The 4,487-nt window shown below is 60.1% G+C and carries 2 protein-coding genes; both read right to left on the bottom strand.

Going from position 1 to position 4,487, the window contains the following annotated elements; genetic code table 11:
• Positions 1-69 precede the first annotated feature (69 nt).
• On the bottom strand, positions 70-3,105 hold the full coding sequence (locus QMX98_RS32560; RefSeq protein WP_010457628.1) for a multidrug efflux RND transporter permease subunit: 3,036 nt from the start codon (positions 3,103-3,105) through the stop codon (positions 70-72).
• Positions 3,106-3,118: 13 nt separating this feature from the next.
• Positions 3,119-4,267: an efflux RND transporter periplasmic adaptor subunit gene (locus tag QMX98_RS32555; protein ID WP_282411974.1), complete on the bottom strand. Its 1,149-nt coding sequence runs from the start codon at positions 4,265-4,267 to the stop codon at positions 3,119-3,121.
• Positions 4,268-4,487: the final 220 nt, after the last annotated feature.

Raw genomic sequence — 4,487 nt, 5'->3', positions numbered from 1 at the left:
GACGGCGGCACAGTCAACATTGAGGTGCCTGACACACCGCCATCGCGAGCAGGCTCGCTCCCACATGGATTATGAGTGTTCTTTTGCGTCGGGTTTGGCCAGCAGGGTGTAGATGCACGGCAACACGAACAGCGTAAATAACGTCCCGATCGACATTCCGGTTGCGATCACCATGCCGATATCAAACCGGCTGACCGCGCCCGCGCCCGTGGCGATGATCAATGGCACCATGCCGAATACCATCGCCGCCGTGGTCATCAACACCGGGCGCAGCCGGATTGCAGCAGCTTCTTCCACCGCTTCGCGAGGTGTCAGGCCTTTCTCTCTGCGCAGCTGGTTGGCGAACTCGACGATCAGGATCCCGTGCTTGGTGATCAGGCCGATCAAGGTCACCAGGCCCACTTGGGTATAAATGTTCATGCTCGACCAACCCAGGAACAGTGGAATCAACGCGCCACAGATCGACAGCGGCACTGTCACCAGAATCACCAGCGGGTCACGGAAGCTCTCGAACTGGGCCGCGAGGACCAGGAAAATGATCGCCAGCGCCAGGGCGAAGGTCACCCACAGCGCGCTGCCTTCCTGGACATATTGGCGCGAGGCGCCGGCGTAATCCATGGCAAAACCGGCCGGCGCTTCTTCCAGCGTAATCTGTCGCACGACATCGATGGCTTCACCCATGCTGACCAGCGGCACACCTGACAGGATGGCCGAGTTGAGCTGCTGGAACTGGTTCAACTGCCGTGGACGCGCCCGATCGCTGACGGTGATCAGGGTCGACAGGGCCAGCAGTTGGCCTTGGTTGTTTTTCACGTAGTAGTTGTTCAACCAGTCCGGGTTGTCGCGGAACGGTCGTTCGACCTGAGCGATGACCTTGTAGCTACGACCCTCAATGGTGAAACGGTTGATTTCCGCCTGTCCCAGCAATGTGGCCAGTGTTCCGCCCAGGTCCTGCATGGACACGCCCATCTGCGCGGCCTTGGCGCGATCGATGTCCACGACGACTTCGGGTTTGTCGAAGGCCAGGTCGACATCGACAAAGGCGAACTTGCCGGACTCCATCGCCCGTTTTTTCACCCGGTCCATCACTTGCAGCAGCGCTTCGTAATCGTTGGCCGTGTTGATGACGAACTGAAACGGCAACCCTTCACCCGTGCCGGGCAACGAGGGCAGGTTGAAGCCGAAGACCTGCAGTCCGGCAATGCCCTCCAGTTTGCGCTGGACCTCGGGCAGGATGGCCATCTGCGTGCGGTCGCGCTCGTTCCACGGTTTGAGCAGGAAACCGCCAATCCCCGATTGCACGCCGTTGAATCCATTGATCTGGAACGAAGAGTAGTACTCGGGAAACTCCTTGAAGATCGTGATGAATTCGTCAGTGTAAGTGTTCAGGTAATCGAGGTTGGCCGGTTGCGGGGCGTTGGCCAGCATGAAAATGATGCCCTGATCTTCGTCGGGCGCCAGTTCCGACTTGGTGAACTTGAGCAGCACCGGAATCAGGCACAGCACAATCACCGCAAACACCAGGACCACCGGCCGGGTGTTGAGGGTGCCGTGGAGCATGCTTTGGTATCGGCGCTTGAGGCCTTCAAAAATCAGGTCCAGGCGGTGCGCGAGGCCGCTGGGATTTTCGTCGTGGCGCAGGAGCAAGGCACACATCATCGGCGACAGGGTCAACGCGACCACGCCGGAAATCACCACCGCACCGGCCAGCGTCAGGGCGAACTCCTTGAACAGCGCCCCCGTGAGCCCGGTCAGAAAACCGATGGGCGCATACACTGCCGCCAGGGTGATGGTCATCGAAACCACCGGCATGGCGATTTCCCGGGCACCTTCGATGGCCGCATCCAGCGGCTTCTTGCCTTCCTCGATGTGTCGGTGAATGTTCTCCACCACCACAATGGCATCATCCACCACCAGCCCGATCGCCAGCACCATCGCCAGCAGTGTCAGCAGGTTGATCGAGTAGCCCATCATCTGCATGAAGAACATCACGCCGATCATCGACAGCGGAATGGTGACCACCGGGATCACCACCGAACGTAGCGCCCCGAGAAACAGAAACACCACCACGATCACGATCAGCACGGCTTCGAAGAGGGTTTTCACCACTTCATCGATTGAGGCCTGGATGAACAGCGTGGCGTCGTAAGCGATTTCTCCTTTGAGGTTCGGCGGCAACTGGGCTTCCAGCTCCGGCATGATCTTGCGCACTTCCTTGATCACGTCCAGCGGGTTGGCGCCCGGCGTGGCCTTGATGCCGATGTACACCGAGGGAGTGCCACCGAACGAACTGATCGAGTCGTAGTTTTCCGCGCCCATCTCAACCCGCGCCACATCGCTGAGCAGCACCCGGCTGTCACCCTCGACCTTGAGCGGAATCGCAGCGAACGCTTCAGCGGACTTGAGTTCGGTGTTGGCATTGATGCTGGTGACGACGTACTCGCCTTTCACTTCACCGGCCGCAGAGAGGAAGTTGTACTGGCGCACCGCGTTGGTCACGTCGCTGGCGGCCAGGCCGAAACCGGCCAGCTTCACCGGGTCCAGCCACAGGCGCATGGCGAACACCTGGTTGCCGAGAATCTCGGCTTCGGCCATGCCCGGCAGGGTCGCCAGTTTTGGCTGGATGACCCGCGACAGGTAATCGGTAATCTGCGGGTTGCTCAGCTCCTTGCTGAAGAAACTGATGTACATGAGGGCCGAGGCGTCGGCGGCTTCCTTGCTCAGCACCGGGTCTTCGGCGTCCTGAGGCAGCCGGTTCTTCACCTCGTTGGCCTTGGCCAGCAGCTCGGTGAACAGGCGGTCGCTGTTGGAGCCGATGCGCGCGTAGATCGAGATCACCGAGAAGTTCTGGCGACTGACCGAGGTCATGTAGTCGATGCCCTCGGCGCTGGCCAGGCTTTGCTGCATCGGTTGGGTGATGTAGCCCTGGATGGTTTCGGCGTTGGCCCCGGGGTACGCCGTGGTAACCGTGATCAGGGCGTTTTCCATTTGCGGGTATTGGCGCAGCGGCAGCTTGCTCCAGGCCTGGAAGCCCAGCAGCACAATCAACAGGCTGACCACGGTGGCGAGCACCGGGCGGCGGATGAACGGATCGGTAAAAGCCATGAGGATTCCTTGATCAGTCAGTACGTGGCTGACTGTTCTTATCGGTCAGGGTCTTGTCGTCGCTGATGGCAATGTGTGCGCCGTTGTCCAGTTTGATCTGACCGGCCGTGACCACTTTTTCGCCGTTCTGCAAGCCTTTGGTAATCACCACGAGCCCGTCGCGCCGCTCGCCGGTTTCGATGAAACGCCGTTCGGCGATCAGGATCGGCTGGCCCTTGTCGTCTTTTTCGAGGCTGCCGTCTTCGGCTTTTTTCTGCGCGACGACGTAGAGCGAGTTGCCGTACAGCGTGTACGTGATCGCGCTTTGCGGCACGACGATGCGCGGCTGCGGGTCGGGCTGCATCACCTGCAGGCTGGCGTACATGCCCGGCAGCAGATTGCCGTCGGGGTTGGCCAGGGTTGCGCGGACCTGAACATTGCGGGTGCTGTTTTCGACTTTCGGGTTGATCGCGCTGATGGTGCCGGGGAAGGTCTGTGTCGGGTAGGCCGAGACAATGATCTGCACCGACTGGCCGACGCCGATCTTCGGCACCGACTGCTCGGGTACGAAAAAGTCGACGTAGAGGCTGCTGAGGTCTTGCAGGGTGGCGATCATGGTGCCGCTGGCGAGATAGTCACCGATGTCCACCTGACGAATACCGATGGTCCCGCTGAACGGTGCGAGCAAGCGTTTTTTGGCCAGCGCCGCCTTGAGCTGATTCACCGTGGCCCGGCTCTTTTTCAATATCGCCGAGAGCCGGTCAAACTCGCCTTTGGAAATGGCTTGGCTGCCCACCAATTGGCTGCCGCGACCGTAATCGAGCTGCGCCAACCCCAGGTCGGCTTGAGCGGTTTCGAGCAGGGCGGTTTCTACCACGCTATCAAGCAGAAGCAGCGGTTGGCCGGCCTTGACCTTCTGGCCTGACTCGAACTGCAAATCGATGACGGTGCCGTCGGTCTCCAGGCTCAGGTCCACGCCTTGCAGCGCCTTGAGGGTGCCGACGCTTGGCAGGCGAGCTTGCCACGGACGTTCCACGGCAGTGGTCGCGGCGACACTGATCGGCGGTTTCGGCGCGGAAAAGCCTTGAATCATCGTGTAGATGGAGAAGGCTTTATAACCGGCCAGGATCAGCACGATCAGCAGAACAACACCCAACATGATCAGCATGCGGCGACGCAGCATATTTCCACTTCCTTGGAGAAAATCAGGTGAGACAGTGGGGCACATTATCTGAGTCGCAGGGTGATTCCAACTGGAAGAAATTACAGGCGAGGCCTTCGAGCGCCTGTCACTCAAGGGGACTAACGAACGATGAATAACCTGTGGCGAGGGAGCTTGCTCCCGCTGGACTGCGCAGCAGTCCCATTTTGGGGCCGCTTCGCAGCCCAGCGGGAGCAAGCTC

The sequence above is a fragment of the Pseudomonas sp. PS02303 genome (genome assembly GCF_029959925.1).
Classification (GTDB): domain Bacteria; phylum Pseudomonadota; class Gammaproteobacteria; order Pseudomonadales; family Pseudomonadaceae; genus Aquipseudomonas; species Aquipseudomonas mandelii.
This window is presented reverse-complemented; position numbering and strand designations above follow the sequence as displayed.